The organism is Allomuricauda sp. NFXS6, from assembly GCF_040148835.1.
In the GTDB taxonomy this organism is placed as follows: Bacteria; Bacteroidota; Bacteroidia; order Flavobacteriales; family Flavobacteriaceae; genus Flagellimonas.
This window is the reverse complement of record NZ_JAGEMG010000001.1, coordinates 659,382-678,578: the sequence shown is the minus strand read 5'-3', so window position 1 is coordinate 678,578 and position 19,197 is coordinate 659,382. Positions and strand designations below refer to the sequence as shown.

At 41.2% G+C, this 19,197-nt stretch carries 20 protein-coding genes; 11 read left to right on the top strand and 9 right to left on the bottom strand.

The features are described from left to right. Positions 1–3 precede the first annotated feature (3 nt). The 5 genes from J4E06_RS02975 to J4E06_RS02955 form a co-directional block, all read right to left on the bottom strand. Complete coding sequence (locus J4E06_RS02975) at positions 4–1,863, bottom strand: PAS domain-containing sensor histidine kinase (protein WP_349522545.1); 1,860 nt, start codon at positions 1,861–1,863, stop codon at positions 4–6. A gap of 151 nt (positions 1,864–2,014) precedes the next feature. Continuing rightward, on the bottom strand, positions 2,015–4,036 hold the full coding sequence (locus tag J4E06_RS02970) for a M3 family metallopeptidase (RefSeq protein ID WP_349522544.1): 2,022 nt from the start codon (positions 4,034–4,036) through the stop codon (positions 2,015–2,017). A gap of 5 nt (positions 4,037–4,041) precedes the next feature. After that, positions 4,042–4,434, bottom strand: a complete 393-nt coding sequence (locus J4E06_RS02965; protein ID WP_349522543.1) for a hypothetical protein — start codon at positions 4,432–4,434, stop codon at positions 4,042–4,044. A 16-nt stretch (positions 4,435–4,450) separates the two neighbouring features. Continuing rightward, entirely contained in the window at positions 4,451–4,945 is a 495-nt protein-coding gene (gene purE, locus J4E06_RS02960) for a 5-(carboxyamino)imidazole ribonucleotide mutase (protein ID WP_349522542.1), read from the bottom strand. A 3-nt stretch (positions 4,946–4,948) separates the two neighbouring features. Next, positions 4,949–6,103: a 5-(carboxyamino)imidazole ribonucleotide synthase gene (locus J4E06_RS02955; protein WP_349522541.1), complete on the bottom strand. Its 1,155-nt coding sequence runs from the start codon at positions 6,101–6,103 to the stop codon at positions 4,949–4,951. Positions 6,104–6,220: 117 nt separating this feature from the next. Here J4E06_RS02955 and J4E06_RS02950 point away from each other — a divergent pair, with 117 nt between their 5' ends. The 5 genes from J4E06_RS02950 to J4E06_RS02930 all read left to right on the top strand — a co-directional run bounded on the left by J4E06_RS02950 (position 6,221) and on the right by J4E06_RS02930 (position 11,234). Beyond that, complete coding sequence (locus J4E06_RS02950; protein WP_349522610.1) at positions 6,221–7,327, top strand: adenylate kinase; 1,107 nt, start codon at positions 6,221–6,223, stop codon at positions 7,325–7,327. A gap of 34 nt (positions 7,328–7,361) precedes the next feature. Further along, a complete protein-coding gene (gene obgE / locus J4E06_RS02945) occupies positions 7,362–8,363 on the top strand; it encodes a GTPase ObgE (RefSeq protein ID WP_349522540.1) in 1,002 nt (333 codons plus the stop codon). 64 nt (positions 8,364–8,427) lie between these two features. Continuing rightward, positions 8,428–8,952 carry a DUF4136 domain-containing protein gene (locus tag J4E06_RS02940; protein ID WP_349522539.1) on the top strand — a complete coding sequence of 175 codons (525 nt, stop codon included), beginning with the start codon at positions 8,428–8,430 and terminating at the stop codon, positions 8,950–8,952. A 501-nt stretch (positions 8,953–9,453) separates the two neighbouring features. Then, positions 9,454–10,512, top strand: coding sequence for a sensor histidine kinase (locus J4E06_RS02935; RefSeq protein WP_349522538.1), 1,059 nt, complete (start codon positions 9,454–9,456; stop codon positions 10,510–10,512). Then, positions 10,509–11,234 (top strand): LytR/AlgR family response regulator transcription factor, encoded by a 726-nt coding sequence (locus J4E06_RS02930; RefSeq protein WP_349522537.1) that lies wholly within the window; start codon positions 10,509–10,511, stop codon positions 11,232–11,234. Before J4E06_RS02935 ends, J4E06_RS02930 begins: the two co-directional genes overlap by 4 nt. A gap of 145 nt (positions 11,235–11,379) precedes the next feature. On the opposite strand, the gene J4E06_RS02925 is transcribed toward J4E06_RS02930, so the two are convergent. The 3 genes from J4E06_RS02925 to J4E06_RS02915 form a co-directional block, all read right to left on the bottom strand. Beyond that, a complete protein-coding gene (locus tag J4E06_RS02925) occupies positions 11,380–11,757 on the bottom strand; it encodes a DoxX family membrane protein (RefSeq protein ID WP_349522536.1) in 378 nt (125 codons plus the stop codon). Positions 11,758–11,850: 93 nt separating this feature from the next. Further along, complete coding sequence (locus tag J4E06_RS02920) at positions 11,851–12,636, bottom strand: SDR family oxidoreductase (protein ID WP_349522535.1); 786 nt, start codon at positions 12,634–12,636, stop codon at positions 11,851–11,853. A gap of 3 nt (positions 12,637–12,639) precedes the next feature. Next, positions 12,640–12,951: a cupin domain-containing protein gene (locus J4E06_RS02915; RefSeq protein ID WP_349522534.1), complete on the bottom strand. Its 312-nt coding sequence runs from the start codon at positions 12,949–12,951 to the stop codon at positions 12,640–12,642. 95 nt (positions 12,952–13,046) lie between these two features. Between J4E06_RS02915 and J4E06_RS02910 the strand changes: the two genes are divergently transcribed. Continuing rightward, positions 13,047–13,940 carry a Mur ligase domain-containing protein gene (locus J4E06_RS02910; RefSeq protein WP_349522533.1) on the top strand — a complete coding sequence of 298 codons (894 nt, stop codon included), beginning with the start codon at positions 13,047–13,049 and terminating at the stop codon, positions 13,938–13,940. 3 nt (positions 13,941–13,943) lie between these two features. On the opposite strand, the gene J4E06_RS02905 is transcribed toward J4E06_RS02910, so the two are convergent. After that, complete coding sequence (locus tag J4E06_RS02905; protein ID WP_349522532.1) at positions 13,944–14,396, bottom strand: DUF1569 domain-containing protein; 453 nt, start codon at positions 14,394–14,396, stop codon at positions 13,944–13,946. A gap of 53 nt (positions 14,397–14,449) precedes the next feature. Between J4E06_RS02905 and radC the strand changes: the two genes are divergently transcribed. Genes radC through J4E06_RS02880 form a run of 5 tightly spaced genes read left to right on the top strand, consistent with a single transcriptional unit; the run spans position 14,450 to position 19,195 of the window. Further along, a complete protein-coding gene (gene radC, locus J4E06_RS02900) occupies positions 14,450–15,148 on the top strand; it encodes a RadC family protein (protein ID WP_349522531.1) in 699 nt (232 codons plus the stop codon). Positions 15,149–15,151: 3 nt separating this feature from the next. Next, the gene (locus tag J4E06_RS02895) at positions 15,152–16,447 is read left to right on the top strand and encodes a polysaccharide deacetylase family protein (RefSeq protein WP_349522530.1); all 1,296 of its coding nucleotides are present in this window, start codon (positions 15,152–15,154) and stop codon (positions 16,445–16,447) included. Then, positions 16,440–17,129 (top strand): YjjG family noncanonical pyrimidine nucleotidase, encoded by a 690-nt coding sequence (locus J4E06_RS02890; RefSeq protein ID WP_349522529.1) that lies wholly within the window; start codon positions 16,440–16,442, stop codon positions 17,127–17,129. Before J4E06_RS02895 ends, J4E06_RS02890 begins: the two co-directional genes overlap by 8 nt. A gap of 54 nt (positions 17,130–17,183) precedes the next feature. After that, positions 17,184–17,735, top strand: coding sequence for a hypothetical protein (locus J4E06_RS02885; protein ID WP_349522528.1), 552 nt, complete (start codon positions 17,184–17,186; stop codon positions 17,733–17,735). After that, positions 17,732–19,195: a DUF5723 family protein gene (locus J4E06_RS02880; RefSeq protein WP_349522527.1), complete on the top strand. Its 1,464-nt coding sequence runs from the start codon at positions 17,732–17,734 to the stop codon at positions 19,193–19,195. The genes J4E06_RS02885 and J4E06_RS02880 overlap by 4 nt, the downstream gene beginning before the upstream one ends. Positions 19,196–19,197: the final 2 nt, after the last annotated feature.

The window sequence follows — 19,197 nt, the reverse complement described above, 5'->3', positions numbered from 1 at the left end:
TGGTTACAGATTTATAAAAAAAGAAGTTCCCTTGCCTTCTTCACTTTTGGCCCAAATTTTACCGCCCATGGCATCGACTTGTGCTTTCGTTAAAAACAAACCAACACCTTTGGCGTCCTTGTTTCTATGGAAAACCTTGCTAAATCCAAAAAGTTTGTGCCCATTTTTTTTCAGGTTGATTCCTGATCCATTGTCCCTAAACTCCAGTTGTACTATTCCCTCCTTTATTTTGGATTGCACAAAGATTTCAGGAGGCCTGCCCTCTACTTTGTATTTAAGGGAATTACTTACCAAATTAAGAAAAATACTCTCTAAATATACTTTATTGTACATAACGGTTGGAGCTTCGGAAAAATCATAGGTGATGGTCGCTTCTGTTTTTATAATTTCCGCCGCCAGCATTTCTTTTGTCCTAAGCAATACCTTGTCAAAATGATTTTTTTCCAGGGACTGTTGTGCGTTTTTTTTGATCAGCAAAGATTCCACCAAAGTGTCCAATGTCCAAGTGAGATGTTTGGTAACGGAACTTATTTTGTCAATAATCATTTCTTTCGTCCCGGAATCGGTTTCTGTTTTGTAAATGTCCAGCAATGCATTTAGATTGCTTACTGGAGACCTTAGATTATGTGATGTAATTTGATTGAACTCCTCCAGTTGTCGATTTTGGGCCTTCAGTCGCTTTGCGGATTCTTTTAAGCTTTTATTGGTTTCCAATATGCGGTGGGCCGCCTGTTTTTGAACGGTAATGTCCCTTAAGGCAATGGAAACAAGGAGGCCTTCGGTGGTTTCAAGCGGACTTAGGGTGACTTGAACAGGAATTTGGAAACCTGATTTGTTATGTACAAAAAAATCAAGGTCCGCAGGAAGCCCGGTATGTTTTGGGGCTTTAAAAAATGTCTCGGCATAATATTCCATAGTGTCCCAAAGTCGGTTTGGGACGAGAACGGTCACATGTTCGTCAACAAGTTCCGATGATTTATAGCCAAACATTTTTTCTGCTTGTTTGTTGATCAATTGGATAATGCCTTTTCGATCAACAATGACCATGGTGTCCGGTGCGGAATCCAATAAACCTCTAAACTTGATTTCGGACATCCGGTGTTCGGTAATATCCTGTGTGGTTCCGATCATTTTTACCACATCGCCATATTGATTCATGATGAGTTCCCCAATCAACTCAACTGTACGGACACTGCCATCTTCATGAGTTATGCGGTGCATAAATTTCCGAAACCGTTTCTCGTCAATAAACTTTTGGGCATTCTCACGAAAAGTTTTTCGGTCATCGGGATGTATCGCTTCGACAACGCGCTCAAAATGGATGGGAGTGCCCGCTTCCAGACCAAATATGCGATAAAGGTTGTCCGACCAAATAATATTGTCGGCCATAATATCCCATTCCCAATAGCCAATTTGGGACAATTGTTCGGCAAGATTGAGCTGCTGGATTTTTTTGGTAAGCTCAACTTTTGTCTGTTTCCTTTCGGTAATGTCTTGGAGGAAACCGAATAATTTTACACAAACCCCATTTTCCATTTTTGGATTCCCCACATTGCGGACATACCTTATATTTCCTTTCGCCGTTAAAACCTCTAAATCCAAATCATACGGTTCACCTTTTGTGATGGCATTGTTCATCGCATCTCGAGCAATGTCCCTATAATGCCCTTCATTAAAAAAGGAAGGAAGGTTTTCCAATGTTGGCACAAAGTCTTCGGCAACCTCGGTAATTTGCTTGGTCACATCGCTCCAATAGATTTCGTTCGATGCCACGTCAAGCTCATAGATACCGATTTTTGCAAGTTTGATGGTTTTTTTAAGCAAACTCTCGGGACCAAAATCCTCAATATCCCAATTTTTCATACGCTATGGGGTTGGTTATAAAAAATGGGAGCTTCTATCATTTATGGGAATTATTTAGCTTAATAGGAATGCGGTAAAGCAATTTGAATCAAAAAGATAGTAAATATTCCTCATTTTTTATGGGGTATGTCAAATTTTATGGGAATACCGATCACTTCTGCAATAAGCCAGCCCGCTCCAATAGGGCATCAATATTCGGTTCTGCTCCCCTGAAACGTTTGTACAGTTCCATAGGGTTTTCCGTACCACCTTTGGAAAGTACATGTTCCTTGAATTTGTCAGCCACCATTTTGCTAAATATGCCATTTTCCTTGAAATACGCAAAGGCATCCGCATCCAATACTTCGGCCCATTTATAGCTGTAATAACCGGATGAATACCCACCTTGGAAAATATGGGCGAACGAAGTGCTCATACAAGTTTCCAGTGTTTCAGGGTACAGGTTGGTGCTTTCAAAAGCTTTTGTCTCGTAGGCTTTTACATCCTTTATTTCTGATGGGTCTTTACCATGCCAAGCCATATCCAGCAATCCAAAACTTAATTGGCGCACCGTGGCCATACCTTCTTGAAAAGTGGCAGATTCCTTGATTTTTTCCACGAACTCCATTGGAATCAATTCGCCAGTTTCGTAATGATGGGCAAAAAGCTCCAAAGCCTCTTTCTCATAACACCAATTTTCCATTATTTGACTGGGAAGTTCTACAAAATCCCAATATACCGAAGCTCCCGATAGACTAGGGTAAGTGGTGTTTGCAAGCATCCCGTGCAAGGCATGTCCAAATTCATGGAAAAGTGTGGTGACCTCGTTGAACGTGAGCAAGGACGGCTTTGAACTTGTGGGTTTGGTAAAGTTGCATACATTGGAAATGTGTGGTCTGCTGTTTTTTTCGCCCAAGGTATATTGTGGTTTGTAGGAGGTCATCCATGCACCACCACGTTTTCCGGGTCTGGGATGGAAATCGGCATAAAACAAGGAGATGAAATTGTCGTTTTCATAAACCTCAAAGGTTTTCACCTCTTCATGGTATTTGTCGATATGGTCAACTTCTTTAAAAGTGAGCCCAAACAATTTTTCTGCAACTTTGAATACCCCGTTTATTACATTTTCAAGTTTAAAGTAGGGTTTCAGCTTTTCATCATCCAAATTGAAGAGTTTTTGCTTCAATTTTTCGGAATAATAGGCACTGTCCCATTTTTCCAAACGGTCAATATTGTCAAGTTCCTTGGCATATGCCTCCAATTCGGCAAATTCCCTCTCGGCGGCAGGTTTTGCTTTCTCTAAAAGTTCGTGCAAGAAATCCAATACCTTTTTTGGAGTTTCTGCCATGCGCTCTTCAAGCACAAAATCAGCGTGCGTGTCATACCCCAAAAGATTCGCTCTTTCGTGACGAAGGTTCACAATGCGTATTACATTTTCTTGATTGTCCAATTCATCGTTATGAAACCCTTTGCTGCCAAAGGCCAGGGATAGTTCCTTGCGCAATTCCCTGTTTTTGGCGTATTTCATAAATGGGATGTAGCTCGGATAGTCCAGCGTAATCAACCAACCCCCCTTGCCCTTGGATTCGGCCAATTGGGCAGCCGCTTCTTTGGTGCCTTCGGGAAGACCTTCCACGTCTTTTTCATCAGTGAGGAACATTTCATATTTGTTGGTCTCCGCCAATACGTTTTCACCGAAGGTCAGTTTTAATTTGGAAAGCTCTGCATCTATCTCACGAAGACGCTTTTTGTTTTCTTCCTTCAAGTTGGCCCCGTTTCTGCTAAAGTTCTTGTATTTCTTTTCCAAAAGCGTCTGTTGCTCTTTGGTAAGATTCAAGGATTCACGTTGCTCAAAAACTGTTTTGATACGTGCAAAAAGCCCTTCGTTTAAAGTGATGTCATTGCTGAACTCTGACAATAGGGGAGATACTTCTTGGGCAATTTTCTGAATTTCTTCATTGGTCTCCGCGGAATTCAAATTGAAAAAAATGCTGGAGATGCGATCCAATTGCTGACCGGAAAAGTCCAAGGCCTCCAATGTATTCTCGAATGTTGGCGGTTCTGGATTGTTTACAATATCATCGATTTCCTTTTTAGTGTCCTCGATGGCTTTGAGAAAAGCAGGCTTGAAATGTTCGTTCTTTATTTTGGAAAATGGAGCTTCATTAAAAGGCTCCAAAAGTGGATTGCTCATATATTTTACTTCTGTTCTTTGTTTTTTAAACGTGTTACGGTCCAATCGCTTACTAAATAGGCAAAACCAATTATAGAGGAGAGTACTGCCATGGTCACCGGGGCATATCCACGAATAGTTGAACCATAGGTTTTTTTGTTCATCGCCTCAATGGCTGCATCGGAATATTCGTTAAGGTCCACAAAACCGTTTCCATTGACATCATATTTGCTGGCATAATCCGAAATAAATTGCCAATGAATTTCAATATAAATTAAGAGGACGGCATATATAGTGAAAACCAAAAGGCCACTCTTCCAGAGACCTTTTAGGTAAGGGTTGCTTACTTTCTTTAGTGAAAAACCAAAAAAGGCAATAGCGCAAATCCCCAACAATATGCCAATTTGATTATAGTTCATAATCAACCAAGGTTTGCTACTGGAATGTTTTCTTTACCTCTTCGGCACCTTTGATTACTTTTTCTTTGAGCCCTTCTTTATAAGAAATAATGTTGTCCATAATTTCATGGTTCGAACTTCCGATAATCTGTGCAGCGAGTATTCCAGCATTTTTTGCTCCGTTCAAAGCCACTGTGGCAACGGGAACGCCTCCGGGCATTTGTAAAATGGACAAAACTGAATCCCAACCATCAATGGAGTTGCTGCTTTTCACGGGAACTCCGATAACAGGTAATGGGGATAAGGATGCCACCATTCCCGGTAAATGGGCCGCGCCTCCTGCTCCAGCAATAATCACGGCATAGCCACTTGTGTGGGCACTTTTGCTAAAGCTGAACAATTTTTCTGGTGTTCTGTGGGCGGAAACAATATCCACGTCCACATCAACGCCCAATTCTTTCAATATATCAATGGCTTCTTGCATAACGGGAAGGTCGCTTGTACTTCCCATGATTACGGCTACTTTGCTCATATCTTACTTGCTTATCACTTTAATGGTTTCTTTTACCTGCTGAGCCACTTCCCGAGCTCTGGCCATATTTTCGTCCACAATGGTTACATGGCCCATTTTACGAAACGGACGGGTCTGTTTTTTGCCGTAAATGTGCGGTGTAACCCCATCCATCCCCAATATTTCTCCGATATTTTCGTAAACTACCTCTCCAGTATGGCCTTCAGCACCCACCAAGTTAACCATAATTCCGGCCACTTTGCTGTCCGTTTTTCCAAGTGGTAGACCTAAAATAGCACGAACATGTTGTTCAAATTGGTTGGTGTATGCTGCTTCGATGCTGTAATGCCCACTATTATGTGGTCTTGGGGCAGATTCGTTCACCAAAATTTGGTCGTCCTTGGTTTGGAACATTTCAACGGCCAGCAACCCTACGTGCTGCATGTGCTCCGAAACTTTCAAGGCAACTTCTTGGGCTTTTTGTGCCACGGCATCATCAATTCGTGCGGGGCAGATTACGTATTCCACCTGATTGGCCTCTGGGTGAAACTCCATTTCCACTACGGGGTACGTTTTTACTTCACCTTTGGTGTTCCGTGCAACAACGACTGCCAATTCATTTTTAAAATCAATCATTTTTTCAGCAATGCACTCCACATTGGGCAAGTCCTTAAGGTCCTCCATCTTGCGGACCACCTTTACGCCCTGTCCGTCGTACCCAAATTGGGCACTCTTCCAAACAAATGGGAGCGAAAGTCCCCCATTCTGAATACTGTCCTCGATTTCGGAAGTATAGGCAAATCGTGTAAAAGGAGCCGTTGGAATCCCGTGGTCGGTATAGAATAATTTTTGAACAGCTTTGTTCTGAATGGTTCTCAAGGTTTTGGTCGGAGGGTAGACTTTTACTCCCTCGTGCTCCAATTTTTCAAGGGCGTGGACGTTCACGTTTTCAATCTCAATGGTGAGCACGTCTACATCTTTGCCAAAAGCATAAACCGTGTCAAAATCCATCAAACTACCTTTTACAAACTCGTTGCAGGCTATTTTGCAGGGTGCTTCGTCAGAAGCATCCATTACCTTAGTTTGAATATCCCATTTTCTGGTTTCGTAGAGCATCATTTTGCCCAACTGTCCACCACCTAAAATTCCTAATTTAAAGTCGGAAGAGAAAAATTGCATTGATTTGTAAATTGAATGTGAGCAAAAATACGTGAAATCCACGAGGGTATAAAAGATGTGAAGGCTTAGCAGCTTTAAAAATATTATCTTTGCCAACCTGACCATAACTTGAGAACATTGATTAAGCTCCACGATAAGTTTTTTAAGCCCTATATAAAAGAAGAGGAAATCCTTTCGGCCATAGATAAAATGGCCAAGGAAATTGCCGCCGATTACAAAGATGAAACACCCTTGTTTGTTGGTGTGCTCAACGGTGCTTTTATGTTCGTGGCAGATTTTCTGAAAGCTTACCAGCACCCCTGCGAAGTCTCTTTTGTGAGATTGAGCTCGTATCAGGGATTAACGTCAACTGGTATTGTGGAGACTCTTTTGGATGTTCCGGAGGAAATAGAAGGCAAGAGTGTCATTATTTTGGAAGATGTGGTGGATACCGGTCGGACCTTAAAAGAGTTGGTTCATCTATTCTCCAATACCAATGTAAAAGAGTTTAAAATCGGGACACTTTTTTATAAGTCCGATATTTATAATGGGGAATATGCCATAGATTATGTAGGGCTGGAGATTCCCGACCATTTTATTGTGGGATATGGGCTGGACTATGACGAGCTTGGCCGAAACCTAAGAGAAGTTTACCAATTAAATCAAACAGATATGATCAACCTAGTGCTTTTTGGAAAGCCAGGAGCAGGAAAAGGCACCCAAGCAGGGTTCCTAAAGGAAAAGTATAATTTGAAGCATATTTCTACAGGAGATGTTTTTCGTTACAACATTAAAAATGGAACCGAACTTGGCAAGTTGGCCAAGTCTTACATTGATAAGGGCGATTTGGTTCCCGATGAGGTAACCATAGATATGTTGAAGGCCGAGGTAGAGAAAAGTCCGGATGCAGCAGGTTTCATTTTTGACGGATTTCCACGAACTGCAGCCCAAGCTGAAGCATTGGACAATTTCTTGGAATCCAAGGATATGAAAGTGAATGCAACCATAGCTCTGGAAGCTGAAGATGATATTTTGGTGGAACGTTTGTTGGAGCGTGGCAAAAGTAGTGGCCGTTCCGATGATCAGGACGAGAGCAAAATCCGTAACCGTTTTGATGAATACAATGAAAAAACGGCTCCCTTAAAAGCGTATTATGAAAAGCAGGGAAAATTCCATTCTGTAAACGGAATCGGAGAGATTGATGAGATTACCGAGCGCTTGAGCAAGGTAATCGACTCCCTGTAATTGATTCCAAACAAAGACTTTTTTATATTAGAATATGACCGAAGGAAATTTTGTCGATTATGTAAAAGTGCACATTTCTTCCGGAAACGGAGGTAAGGGTTCTGCGCATTTACGTCGCGAAAAATATGTGGCCAAAGGCGGCCCCGATGGAGGTGATGGTGGTCGAGGAGGTCATGTTATAGTCAAAGGGAACAAAAACTTGTGGACGTTGGTCCATTTCAAGTTCAAAAAGCATTTTAAAGCAGGGCATGGTGAGCACGGAAGTAAAAGCCGTAGCACAGGAGCCGATGGCGAAGACGTTTATATGGAAGTACCTCTGGGAACGGTGGTACGGGATACCGAAACCAACGAGATACTTTTTGAAATTACCGAAGATGGTGAAGAAAAAATCGTGTTGGAAGGTGGTATGGGCGGCCTTGGGAATTGGCATTTTAAAAGCGCCACCAACCAAACTCCTAGGTATGCCCAACCCGGCATAAAAGGGCAGGAGGGACACCTTACCTTGGAACTCAAGGTTTTGGCCGATGTGGGTCTGGTCGGTTTTCCGAATGCAGGGAAATCCACTTTACTTTCGGTAATGACATCTGCAAAACCAAAAATTGCCAACTACGAATTTACAACCCTAAAACCGAATTTGGGCATTGTGGAATATCGCGATTTTCAAAGTTTTGTAATGGCAGATATTCCAGGGATTATTGAGGGTGCCGCCGAAGGCAAGGGACTGGGACATTATTTTTTACGACACATAGAACGCAATGCTACACTTCTGTTTCTGATTCCTGCAGACAGTAAAGATGTAAGTCAGGAATATCAGATTCTTTTGGATGAGCTGAGACGGTATAATCCAGAATTGTTGGACAAAGAAAGATTGGTGGCCATCTCCAAGTGCGACATGTTAGATCAGGAACTTATTGATGAAATGGATGCGGACATGAAAGAAGATTTCAAGGATGTGCCTTATACCTTCATATCGTCAGTTAGTGGTCTGGGTATTCAGCAACTCAAGGATAGACTTTGGAAGTTGTTGAACGAATAAGAGGTGTTCTTCAGCAGGTTTAATCAATATATTGATTAAATTTAGGTGGACCCAAATGTTTGTCATGCGTTATTTAATTTCAATACTATTGGTGCTTATTGTTGTATCTTGTAGTTCGGTCAGGGTAAATTATGATTACGATAAGGACGTTGATTTTTCGAGTTATTCTACCTATAACTATTATGCCGATATGCAATCTGGCTTAAGCCAATTGGATGAAAGACGTTTGCTGCGTGCTTTGGATTCTACTTTAAAAACCCGTGGTTACCGTTTGGCCGAAGAACCGGAGATCTTCATCAATATTATCAGTGATGAATACCAAGGCGCTCCCAACAACAATGTTGGGGTGGGTATTGGCGGTACGGGCCGAAATGTAGGCGGAGGTATTTCTGTGGGGTTGCCGTTGGGCGGCCCAAACTTACAGCGCAGCATTCAGTTTGATTTGGTGGATGCACAGCGCGATGCTCTGGTTTGGCAGGCCGTTGCCGAAAGTGGTCTTAAAGAAAATGTATCCCCCAGTGTTAGGGAAGATAGGCTCAGGGCCTTGGTGAAAAAGGTATTTTCTAAATTCCCACCAAAGGTAAAATAGTGTTCATAACCAACGTATTACGTAATATTTGATGCCGAAACCCAATGGTTTTACCGTTCGGTGCTCCAAAATTACCACTTGTCATAAACCCCTTCATAGGACAAGGGTTGTCTTGTACTTTAGCTTCAGAAATAAATTCTAAATCAAAAAGGTCATGGTAGCATTAGCCAAATTTATCATCTCAATTTTAGTAAGCATTATTCTTTAACTCGCTTAGCCGATTAAAAATCATCAATATGAAAAAACTGAACACAACACAAAAGGTTGTTTTTACGCTAGGCTTACTAGGCGTTGTTGCATCAACATATGGAAAATTTCAAGGATGGGAGTACAACGAATACTTCCCGATTTTTTATTCAAGCCTTAGTATGATGTGGATTGTGTTTTTGCCCCATAGGAAATCGTGTAACAATCCGTTTAAAAGAAAAGCAGTTCAAAAACCGTAGTTTAGCTTATACCGTTTAATTTTAAAATAAATTTGGGCAATACGCGCTCAACAGTATGGAGTTAAGTTCAAGGAAAAGGAATATTGCATTTTGGGTTCTTCAAATAGTGGGCTGGGGCTTTATTAACTCCATAGGCGCATTGATCCCTCAGAACATCAGTTTCGAGATGGTCGTGTTTTCAATCATTGTCGGAACCTTTATTGGTGTACTTTCAACTTCTATTTTACGATGGTACCTCAAACGAAATGTGCACTTCGATTCCTTTGGGGTCAAAGAGGTCATCAAAATAATTGTTTCCACATTACTGGCAGCTACACTTTTTGGTCTGCTCAATGTTTTTTTTGGATACATCTATGTAGAATTTGGCCCAGATCTTACCGAGACCGAAATGCGTATGTTCGAGGGGTACGACAAAATTATGGTTCAGGTGCTGAACTCGATATTTTTGGTCGGGGCATGGGTAATCACTTATTTGGTGATCAAATTGCTATTGAAGCTGAATCAGAACAGAATTGAGCGGTTAGAACTTAACACCACTCTTAAGCAAGCCCAACTCAATACTTTAAAAGGACAGATCAACCCGCATTTTATGTTCAATAGCCTCAATAATATTCGTGGTTTGATGCTCGAAGATGTGGACAGGTCCCGGGAAATGCTGACCAAGCTATCCGAGATTCTTCGATATTCCCTAACCAAAAACAATATCAACGATATTCCTGTTCGTGAAGAATTGGAAGTAGTGGACAACTATATAGATTTATCAAAAATCCAGTTTGAGAATCGCTTGGAGTTTGTAAAAAAAGTGGATGACGACACCTTGGATTTGCGAATCCCACCTATGATCATTCAATTGCTGATAGAAAACGCGACCAAACATGGAATTTCTAATCTTAAAAGTGGTGGACGGATTGTATTGGCCATTTGCAAGAAAGGCGATGATCTTTATGTAGAAGTCAGGAATACGGGGAAATTGAACATTTCGAAGGATTCCACCAAATTGGGTTTGAATAATATTGAGCAACGATTGAAATTGTTGTATGCCGACCGGGCATCATTTAAATTGGAGGAAATATCCGAAGAGGTGGTGGCAGAAATCAAAATTCCATTGGTATGAAAATCAGGGCGGTGATAGTCGAAGACTCCAGATTGGCGAGGAATGAGCTCAAAGAGCTCATCAAATTGCACAAAGATATAGAACTGATAGGCGAGGCAGAAAACGTAGATGATGGTGCGGCGCTGATTGAGTCTGAATCCCCAGACCTTTTGTTTCTCGACATCAATATGCCCGAAAAAGATGGGTTTGACCTTTTGGAAATGTTGGATGATGTGCCAATCACCGTTTTTACCACCGCTTATGATGAGTATGCCATAAAGTCTTTTGAGTACAATGCTTTGGATTATTTGCTTAAACCTGTGAGCAATAAACGTTTTGATATGGCCTTGGAAAAGGTAAGGACCAAGATGAAGTCCAGGGAAGAAGCTTCTTCAAGTTCCAAAAAGTTGACCGAAAGCAGTCAAATATTTATCAAGGATGGTGAATCTTGCTGGTTGGTAAAAATCGGCGATATATCACTGTTTGAAATTGTGGGCAATTACACCCGGGTGTTTTTTGATGAGAAGAAACCGATGCTGTACAAATCACTCAACCAAGTAGAGGAAAAGTTGCCCGAAGACTCTTTTTTTAGGGCGAATCGGCAGCAAATCGTAAACATCAATTATATTCAAAATGTTGTGCCATGGTTCAACGGTAAGCTAAAGCTTACGATGAAAAACGGCGAGGAGGTCGAGGTTTCCCGAAGACAATCCTACATTTTTAAAGACCGTATGAGTTTGTAAAATGAAGAGGGTATCTAAAAAGTTTTCATAGCTTGATTTGTCAGGTTGAGCTTGTCGAAACCGATATTGATTATCAGTAAGTTGAAAATATTTCGACAAGCTCAATATAAAATCGCCTTACTTTTTAAACACCCTCTTCATTTTTCTATGCCCTGAGCAAATCTTTGTACCTATCCTTATATCCGATCAGTACTACAATATTCAGAATTAAGAGCCCTAAAGCCGGGCCAATGTTTGCCGAGTCCAATGTGGCATGGAATAAAACGGCGTTGACAGAAACACTCATTAAAATTATCGCCAGCAGGGCACCGAACTTATTGAAGATAAAGGCAAGCCCAGCCAAAATCTCAACAATGGCCACAAGCTGAATGGTGTTTGTGGATGAAAGTGAGCCAAAGTATGTCATAGCTCCTTCAGACATCTCACCTCCAGCAGGCATAAAATTTAAGAACTTGTTCAATCCAAATATGAGGACAAATACCCCTAAAAGGATTCGAACTACCATAAAAATCTTTGAATTCATAAGACTTTGTTTTTATTGATTACATACTAAAAGTATTCAAAAAACAAACACCTGATGATTTTTGTATGATTTAATTTACTGTTAATCAGTTTTTTATAGTGATTTCAACAGTCCGCCATCTATCGGAATATTGGTTCCGGTAATAAAAGCCGCTTTGTCCGAAGCCAAAAATGCCACCAAATATCCATATTCTTTAGGATCTCCAATACGTTTTACAGGTACTTGTTCTTTCATGGTGGAGCGGACTTCATCAACAGAAACACCTAATTTTTCTGCTTTTTTGGTATTTAATTGCGCTATGCGGTCGGTATCAAAATACCCCGTCAAGGTACTGTTCACGGTAATGCCATCTTGGGCGACATCGTAAGCCAAACTTTTGGCCCAAGTGACCACCGCAGCTCTTATGGTATTGGAGAGTGCCAAATAATTCAAAGGTTCTTTTACGGATATGGAAGCGATATTAATGATACGGCCCCACTGGTTTTTCTGCATATGTTTTAGGGCAAGTTCGGTAGTGAAAACAACCGATTTAAACAGCAAATCAAAGGCTTGCTGATAGTCCTCCACATTTTTCTCCAAAGCTCCACCACCTTCGGGACCTTGGGTGTTGTTTACCAAAATGTCTACGGTATTGGTTTTGAAAAATTCAGATATTTTTGTCATGTAGGCTTTAAAATCGTTGAAATCAACGACCAGGAACTGGTGTTTTTGTCCTTGGGAACTGTCCATTTTTTGGGTCAATTCTCGCAAACGTCCTTCACTTCTGGCCATTAGAGTTACATTAGCGCCACTTTCGGCCAATTGTCGTGCAATGGCCTCACCGATTCCTTTGCTGCTGCCGCCCACTAGGGCATTTTTTCCTTTTAGTGATATATGCATGTGTTATCTGTATTCTTCTCTTACAGGACTAAAAATATCCATCAATTTGCAGGGCGTCAGTGCTTTTCCGCTATGTGGTGCATTGGAAGGGATTACTACAACGTCTCCCGAGGTATAGGTGTCTTTGTTGCCGTTCAGGCTAAACTCAAATGTGCCTTCCACTACGTGCATAATTTGTTCGTGGTCGTGTTGATGCTCCGGTACTTCGGCATCTTGGTCAACATCCCAAAACACCCAGCTCATGCGTTCGCCGTGCACCAATTTTCCGTGGTAGCCTGGCATTATTTCCTTGGGTTCGATTTCTGATAGGTTCATTGTTCTCAAATTTAGAAGCAAGATATAAATTTATATAAAGCTTTGGGTTTGCAATAGCAACGGCTTTGGCTATTTTTGAGCCCTAAATTGAACAGATGCAGGTACATTTTATAGGTATTGGAGAAGTAAATATGTGCAATCTGGCCATTGCCCTGCGCAAAAAGGGCGAAAAGGTAACAGGTAGTGATGCCGTTTTTGATGAATCACTTAATGCCATAATGCAGGAACAGGGTTTGGAGTACAATGAAACAGGTTGGTCTTCCGATAAAATCAATGATCGATTGGATGCGGTGATTTTGGGAGCCTCCATTAAAAAGGATAACCCAGAGCTCGCCAAGGCACAAGAATTGGGCTTGCGGATTTTTTCCTGCCCTGAATTCTTATACGAACAATCCAAATACAAAACACGGGTGGTAGTTGCTGGTAGTAAACAGAAAAAAACTATTGCATCAATGATTTTGCACGTATTGGAATATAATGATGTTGAGGTGGATTATGCTTTGTCAGTGCAAAACGGACTCCAACTAACCGAGGAAAACGACTTTATTGTAATCGAGGGAATCGACCATCCTTCTTCGGTAATCGATAATACACCACAATTTCAAAAACATCGGCCAAACATTGCTTTGTTGAGCGATATTGAATTTGAAGAAGGCAGTTTTTATACCGATTTTGAAACCTATGCGAAACAGTATAGCATTTTTGTGGACAGCATTGTAAAGGGCGGAAGCATTACCTATAACGATGAGGATATGGAAGTGAGGAAGCTTGTGGAATCATCTGAAAATCCAATTAGAAAGTTTCCTTACGTAACTCCAGAATATCAAGAAGTAGATGGCGAGGTGTTTTTGGAAACGCCCGATGGTGAAATGCCTCTGGAAATTTCAGGGGAAACCAATTTAAGGAATATGGCAGGGGCCAAGTGGATATGCCAACAAATGGGCGTGGACGAAGTGGAGTTTTACGAAGCGATGGCAACTTTTAAATAGGTTTCACACTCCAAATTGCCTTAAATGATGATCCAAATGTTTGTATTGCATCTGTCCCCATTGTTCGCGTGTAAAGGAGCCAAATGTAGGGTGGGGGTCCCATTCTTTTCTGGTCTTTTCATTGTGAAAATCATTGATCAAACCAACTAGGACCTTCTTTTCCTCCTCAAAATTTTTATCGTCCACTACTTTTAATCCTTTGGCCGTGGGAAGTCCTTGTCGCCAGGGTTTATCGTTGTACAAGCTTTTTTTGAAAAATTTCCCCATCAGCTTCAACATAAGGCTCGGTTTGTTGTTCGGATTGTGCTTTCCTAAAGCTATTTTCAAGGGGTATTGACAGTGATGGATCATTTGACCCACTTCCATTTTGCCCCATTGCCTTTCCGAAGATTCCGAAAGTTGATTGACTCGTGATAAAATTTCTTCGTGTGCCTCGCTGTTGAAAAGGGATTTCATAATGAAGTATTTATATTGAAAATTACATAAAATTATTCTCCTATCTTTAGCCCATGCAAGAAAAACTAGCTTCCTTTTCCATAAAAAATTGGGCGGATGATGATCGGCCCAGGGAGAAACTGGTGCAAAAAGGCAGTTTTGTACTATCCGATGCAGAATTGATTGCCATTTTGATTGGTTCAGGGAGCCGGGAGGAGAGTGCCGTGGAACTTTCCAAGCGTATACTGGCTTCGGTAAACCATAATTTGAACGAACTTGGCAAGCTATCTGTAAACCAGTTAATGCGCTTTAAAGGTATTGGAGAGGCTAAAGCAGTCACCATAGCTGCAGCTTTGGAAGTAGGTAGGCGAAGGAGAATGGAGGATACTTCAAAAATCACCAAAATTAAAAGTAGCCACGATGTTTTTGAGCTGTTATACCCTTTGATAGGGGAATTGCCCCACGAAGAATTTTGGATTGTATATTTAAACAATTCCAACAAGGTGGTTCACAAGGCACAACTGAGCAAGGGCGGAATTACAGGGACCTTGGTTGATGTGCGTCTGGTGTTAAAACAAGCTTTGGAATTGGGGGCTGTGGGAATTATCCTTGCCCATAACCATCCATCGGGAACTCTGGAACCAAGCACAGCCGACAAACAGATAACTCAAAAATTAAAGATGGCTACAGAAGCATTGGATATTAAGATATTGGACCATTTGATTTTGACCCAGCGCGAGTATCTGAGTTTTGCGGACAAAGGAATACTATAGACCATGTTGTTGATTTTCACCCATAAAGTAACCAACCGATTGGCTTATACGGCCAAACAGATTTTTGAAAAAATCTTGGGAGTGGAAATGGGGTTTACCACAAAGGTCGAGGACTTCATTAAACACAATGGTCCAAAAATGACGTATTCCAAGCAACCCTTGCAAAACGAGTTTTTTATCAGGAGCAACGATCTTTTGTTCGAGCAGGGAATCAACGATTTTGAAATCAAGGTAGCCGATTGGGAAGGTCTTCCCTGTTTTTTTTCTTCAGGGGAGAAGAGCGCCATTCCCTTTGATATATTTTCCGCCAGTTTTTTTCTGTTGAGCAGATATGAGGAGTATTTGCCTCATGTTAAGGACAGTGTTGGTAGGTTCCCTGTAAAGGAAAGCATAGCTTATCAAAATAATTTTTTGGAACTGCCCGTGGTAGATCTTTGGGCATATAAGCTGTTGGAAGCTTTAAAAGAACGCTTTCCAGACATAGATGCCAAGGAAAAAAGTTACGGTTTCACCTCCATTATCAATGTAACCACATCGCACGCTTATGCCATGCGAGGAATTTCAAGAACCCTTGGCGGATTTTTGTTGGACTTGGTTAATTTAAGGTTTAGGGATGTTTGGGAAAGAATGTCCGTAATCTTGAGATTGAAAAAGGATCCGTACGATAACTTCTTCCAGTTGGTGGACATTCATAAAAAGTTCCCGATCAAAACCATGTTCTTTTTTCAATTTGCCAAACACTCGGCGCATGACAAGAACGTATCGACCAACAGCAACAAGTTTCGTTATTTGATCAAATCCGTGGCAGATTATAGCGTAGTATCATTGAGCACATCTTTTGTGTCCACCTCGGATAAAAATGTGCTTCGGGAAGAAAAAAAACAGCTCGGAAACTTGATCAACAGGCCCATAAGCTATGCCCGGTTGCGATACAACAAGGTCAATGTCCCCGCAACTTACAGAAATTTGGTGGAAACGGAATTTACGGACGATTTTTCCATGGGCTATACCCATGAGGTTGGTTTTAGGGCCGGTACGTGTACACCTTTTTATTTTTACGATATCAATACCGAAGTAAGACAACCGATAAAAATTCATCCCTTTGCCATGCACGATTACGCCTTGGTCAAGTATAAAAGCAAAGAAGAGGTTTTTGAAAAAATGGATAAAGTGTACCGTTTGGTAAAACAGGTGAAAGGGGACTTTATTCTTGTTTTTTCCAACGAGCTTTTTGGGGGGAAACAGCATTTGGACTGGATGGAGCTTTATCGATCAATTCTAAAGCGTTATTATGTTTGATCATGAAATAACCGATGTTTTTTTTGATTTGGACCATACCTTATGGGATTTTGAAAAGAACTCGGCCCTCACCTTTGCAAAAATTTTGGTTGATAACAAGGTAAAAGTGGATTTAGATGGTTTTTTGGAAGTTTATGCGCCGATCAATATGCAAATGTGGACTTTATACCGCGAAAATGGAATAAGTAAGTCGGAATTGCGATATCAACGTTTAAAACAAACTTTCGATACGCTCCGCGTCCCTATTTCGGATGAGGTGATCGATGTATTGGCTCACGATTATATTGCGCATCTTTCATCTTTTACCCATTTACTTCCAAATACGGTGCAGACATTGGAGTACCTTTTTCCAAAATATAAGTTGCACATTATTACCAACGGTTTTCAAGAGGTTCAGGAGAAAAAACTAAAAGGCAGCAGCATACACCACTATTTTCAAAAAATCGTGGATTCCGAAATGGCAGGCGTTAAAAAACCGGACCCATACATTTTTGAACTGGCATTGGACATGGCCAAGGTAAAACCTAAAAACTCTTTGATGGTGGGGGATAATCTCGAAGCCGATATTTTGGGAGCCAAAGCTATGGGCATGCAGGTACTTCATTACAATTTTCACAGGGAATCGAATCATGGCGAATGTACTATGATTAATGATTTAATTGAAATAAAAAGCATTTTGTAGAGTTATAGTAAGAGTAGTATATCCCATTAATTACACTGGAAAATGCTTTCTGCTATGAAAAGAGTATTCTATTCCGTTTTCTTGTTCACGGGATTTTTGTTTTTGGCACAATCCTGCACGGAGGAACAGGATTTTGATCAGATTGATGATTTGAGCATCACACCTACCTTGGCCTCTGGCCTTTTTTATTTTGAATCGGATGAAGCAACCATAAATTCAGCGGGAGGGCTAACTACATTTTATTCCCAAGAGGTCAATTTTGACGCTTTTAACGAACAGTATGTGGCAGAGCGTCTTATAGAAGGTGTCATTACCTACGAAATAGATAATACCACTAGCAAGGAATTGCGCATATTTATTGATTTTTTGGATGAAGCTGGGCAACCATTGGATAGGGAGGTTTTTACCATTGAAGCAGGTCCTTCGGACACAGTGGTTCGAGAGGTGGTCTATGGCCCGGATGGCAAGCCGATAGATATTCTTGCGAACACATCCAGTCTTCGGGTAACAGCAAACAATTTAGGGGACGGGTCCAGTGTATCTTCGGCTGAAGATCCCAAAATCATCTTTCGCTCAGGAGCACAATTTGTATTTCGATTAAAATGAGAATAGCCAACAAACTCACATACTTTGTCCTATTTTGTGGGTCAACCTTATTTGCCCAAAACAAGGAACTGTTGTACGATTTTTACGAGATACCCCAATCTTTGATGGTAAACCCGGGAGTAAGAACATCGCAAAAATGGCATGCGGGTATTCCGGTGATTTCTGGACTATCTGTACAGGGTGCAAGCAGTGGCGTTACCGTCAACGACCTCTTCGCCAATGACGGCATTGATTTTACCACCAAGGTACAGGAACGGTTATTGGATGTGATGGGGAGTAAGGACGATTTTAGCACCACAAGTCAGATTGAGGGGATTACCGTAGGTTTTAGAGGAAAGAACCGCCCAGATGATTATTATTCCTTTGGAATATACGGAGAAACGGACATCATAACCTATTGGCCCAAAGATTTGGCCATTTTGGCTTTTGAAGGCAATGGAGGGGACAATTTGGGTAGAAGTTTTGATCTTGGGGATTTAAACCTTCGCGGTGAAATGATCAATGTGTTTCATTTTGGAATCAATAGAAAAGTGAGTGAAGCACTTACTTTGGGGGCGAGAGCAAAATTGTATTCAAGCGTTTTTCAATTTCAATCCATAAATAATTCAGGCTCCTTTGTTACCCGGCAAGGGCAAAACAATGTTTACGAAAGTACGATCAATGCCGATATGCAGCTTCAAACTTCTGGAGTTAAGGGGTTTTACGATATCATCGAAGAAGATACGGGAACCACACAAAAGGACGTGACCAGTTTGTTTACTGAACGGGTTTTGTTTGGAGGCAATTTGGGTTTTGGTCTTGATTTTGGTTTCAGCTACAACCTAAGTCCGCAAACCACCGTAACAGGAAGTATTTTAGACTTGGGATTTATCAATAATTCCAAAGATGTGTGGAACTACACCTTTTCAGGAAGCACAACCACCGATGGAATCTCGATTATCCTCCCAGAGGACATAGATAATGTGAACAACGATTTATGGCAAGAGTTGATTGACGAAATTGATGAAGCCTTGCCCAGAGACGAAAATGAGTCAAGCTATATTTCTTGGCGACCGGTAAAAGTGTATGGCTCCATTAGATATGATTTTGGCCAGGGCGGAGGCTCTGTTTTGGACAATTGCGGGTGCGCTGTCAATGGTGGTAGTGGAATGGCAAGTAACCGTGATTATTACAGAAACAGTCTGGGAGGGCAATTGTTTATGATGAAAAGGCCAAGAGGAGTGCAAGCTGCTTTAACCGGTTTTTACCAAAGGCGGTTTGGGAGGATGGTATCCTTAAAAGGTACGTATACGGTCGATAAATATTCCTTTACAAATATTGGATTGGGTGCAAACGTTCAATTGGGTCCGGTCAATTTTTATGTTTTGGCGAACAATCTTCTAAGTTACTCCAATATTGCAGACAGTCACTACGCTTCTTTACTGTTCGGATTTAATATTATATCTTGGAACGGTAATTGATT

Coding starts and splice junctions, on each gene's coding strand:
- J4E06_RS02975 (WP_349522545.1), bottom strand. CDS start 1,863: ATGAAAAATTGGGATATTGAGGATTTTGGTCCCGAGAGTTTGCTTAAA.
- J4E06_RS02970 (WP_349522544.1), bottom strand. CDS start 4,036: ATGAGCAATCCACTTTTGGAGCCTTTTAATGAAGCTCCATTTTCCAAA.
- J4E06_RS02965 (WP_349522543.1), bottom strand. CDS start 4,434: ATGAACTATAATCAAATTGGCATATTGTTGGGGATTTGCGCTATTGCC.
- purE (WP_349522542.1), bottom strand. CDS start 4,945: ATGAGCAAAGTAGCCGTAATCATGGGAAGTACAAGCGACCTTCCCGTT.
- J4E06_RS02955 (WP_349522541.1), bottom strand. CDS start 6,103: ATGCAATTTTTCTCTTCCGACTTTAAATTAGGAATTTTAGGTGGTGGA.
- obgE (WP_349522540.1), top strand. CDS start 7,362: ATGACCGAAGGAAATTTTGTCGATTATGTAAAAGTGCACATTTCTTCC.
- J4E06_RS02940 (WP_349522539.1), top strand. CDS start 8,428: ATGCGTTATTTAATTTCAATACTATTGGTGCTTATTGTTGTATCTTGT.
- J4E06_RS02935 (WP_349522538.1), top strand. CDS start 9,454: ATGGAGTTAAGTTCAAGGAAAAGGAATATTGCATTTTGGGTTCTTCAA.
- J4E06_RS02930 (WP_349522537.1), top strand. CDS start 10,509: ATGAAAATCAGGGCGGTGATAGTCGAAGACTCCAGATTGGCGAGGAAT.
- J4E06_RS02925 (WP_349522536.1), bottom strand. CDS start 11,757: ATGAATTCAAAGATTTTTATGGTAGTTCGAATCCTTTTAGGGGTATTT.
- J4E06_RS02920 (WP_349522535.1), bottom strand. CDS start 12,636: ATGCATATATCACTAAAAGGAAAAAATGCCCTAGTGGGCGGCAGCAGC.
- J4E06_RS02915 (WP_349522534.1), bottom strand. CDS start 12,951: ATGAACCTATCAGAAATCGAACCCAAGGAAATAATGCCAGGCTACCAC.
- J4E06_RS02910 (WP_349522533.1), top strand. CDS start 13,047: ATGCAGGTACATTTTATAGGTATTGGAGAAGTAAATATGTGCAATCTG.
- J4E06_RS02905 (WP_349522532.1), bottom strand. CDS start 14,396: ATGAAATCCCTTTTCAACAGCGAGGCACACGAAGAAATTTTATCACGA.
- radC (WP_349522531.1), top strand. CDS start 14,450: ATGCAAGAAAAACTAGCTTCCTTTTCCATAAAAAATTGGGCGGATGAT.
- J4E06_RS02895 (WP_349522530.1), top strand. CDS start 15,152: ATGTTGTTGATTTTCACCCATAAAGTAACCAACCGATTGGCTTATACG.
- J4E06_RS02890 (WP_349522529.1), top strand. CDS start 16,440: ATGTTTGATCATGAAATAACCGATGTTTTTTTTGATTTGGACCATACC.
- J4E06_RS02885 (WP_349522528.1), top strand. CDS start 17,184: ATGAAAAGAGTATTCTATTCCGTTTTCTTGTTCACGGGATTTTTGTTT.
- J4E06_RS02880 (WP_349522527.1), top strand. CDS start 17,732: ATGAGAATAGCCAACAAACTCACATACTTTGTCCTATTTTGTGGGTCA.